Origin of the sequence: Marinobacter sp. (assembly GCF_041690455.1) — a bacterium.
In the GTDB taxonomy this organism is placed as follows: domain Bacteria; phylum Pseudomonadota; class Gammaproteobacteria; order Pseudomonadales; family Oleiphilaceae; genus Marinobacter.
In genome coordinates, this window is record NZ_JAWLHI010000146.1 from 1 (window position 1) to 1,662 (window position 1,662).

The following is a 1,662-nucleotide window of genomic DNA, read 5'->3' on the forward strand; positions in this document are numbered from 1 at the left end:
CCGTGGAGTTGTCAACGTCAGCATCAAACAGCTGGATCAGGAAATCCGGATTGAAGTCAAAGATGAGGGTCCAGGTGTGCCTGAGAGTTTTCGAGACCAGATATTCCAGAAGTTTGCCCAGGCAAACGCCTCATCTTCACGCAGCAAGGAAGGCACCGGTCTGGGGTTGGCCATCACCCTGGAGCTGATGCATGCCATGGGAGGGGAAGTCGGCTTCGACTCCGAAGAGGGCAAAGGCGCCTGCTTCTGGCTGAGCCTGCCCCTAGTCGAACCAGGCGACAACGGCGCCACCTGACCGGTAGCGCCCTTCGTCACTGGCACTTGACGCTCAGCTATCCAGCCCTTCCAGCAAACCGGCCATATCGTCGGCGTGCTCTTCTTCCTGGGCCAGGATTTCCTCAATGATCCGCCGGGAAGTGGGATCCTGATCGCCGAGATAGCGGGCAATCTCGCGGTAGCTGTCGATCGCTATCCGCTCAGCCACCAGATCCTCGACCACCATTTCCCGAAGCGTTTCGCCCTCGACAAACTCCGCATGTGATCTGGTTAGAAGGCCTTCAGGGGAGAAGTTCGGTTTACCACCCAGTTGCACAATACGCTCTGCCAGCCAGTCAGCGTGCTGCTGTTCCTGGTCCGCATGCTCGAGGAACTCCTGAGCAGCAACATTGGCGTTAATACCCTCGGCGCGGAAATAGTGGCTCTTGTAACGCAGCGTGCAGACAATTTCGGTTGCCAGTGCCTCATTGAGAATCTTCACCACATTGTCACGGTTGGCGCCATAGCCTTCAGTCATAGCCCCTTCTTCAATGTGTTTGCGCGCTCTTTCACGAAGGGTTTTGACGTCCGTCAGAAACGGTTGATCGGTCATAATGTCTCTCTCTGTTCGCTCTCGAATTTTGCCTGAATCTGAACTTGGGAGTGAGTTCGGCACAGCGGAGGTCCGCCATGCCCAACCAACCCATTCAATCAGGCAGTGCGCAACATCTCTCTCACTACATAATGCAGGATGCCGCCATGCTTGAAGTAAACGGCCTCGTTTGCGGTATCGATCCGCGATTTCAGCTCGCAACTTTCTGTAGAACCGTCCTTGTATTTCACGGTCATCGTCAGGGTCTGGCCCGGTTTGATCTCGCCAGACAGGCCTTCAATGCTGATGGTTTCCTCGCCGGTGAGTTTCAGGCTCTTGCGATCCGTGCTTTCCGGGAACTGGAGTGGCATCACGCCCATCCCGATCAGGTTGGAGCGGTGGATACGCTCATAGGATTCGGCCACCACGGCTTTAACGCCCAGCAAGCGAGTACCCTTGGCCGCCCAGTCCCGGCTTGAGCCGGTTCCGTATTCCTTGCCGGCGATGACCACCAGCGGCGTGCCTTTCTCCTGATACTTCATGGCGGCATCGTATATGGCCATCTGATCGCCGGTGGGCACGAATTTGGTGTAACCGCCTTCCACGCCGTCGAGCATCTCGTTCCTGATACGCACGTTGGCGAAGGTGCCCCGCATCATCACTTCGTGGTTACCCCGGCGGGAACCGTAGGAGTTGAAATCTTTGGGCTCAACGCCATGTTCCTGCAGGTATTTACCGGCAGGGGTGTCCGGCTTGAAGGAGCCGGCAGGCGAGATATGGTCGGTGGTCACCGAGTCGCCCAGCAGTGCCAGGAT

2 protein-coding genes and 1 pseudogene are annotated in these 1,662 nt (G+C 57.0%); 1 reads left to right on the top strand and 2 read right to left on the bottom strand.

What is annotated here, in order from left to right:
- On the top strand, positions 1–295 hold a 295-nt coding region (locus tag ACESMW_RS18790; protein WP_372988489.1), incomplete at its 5' end, for a sensor histidine kinase.
- Positions 296–328: 33 nt separating this feature from the next.
- Here ACESMW_RS18790 and ACESMW_RS18795 read toward each other — a convergent pair.
- Both ACESMW_RS18795 and ACESMW_RS18800 read right to left on the bottom strand, forming a co-directional pair.
- Positions 329–868, bottom strand: a complete 540-nt coding sequence (locus ACESMW_RS18795; protein WP_372988490.1) for a bacterioferritin — start codon at positions 866–868, stop codon at positions 329–331.
- 98 nt (positions 869–966) lie between these two features.
- Positions 967–1,662, bottom strand: a pseudogene (locus ACESMW_RS18800) (aconitate hydratase); the annotation flags it as partial.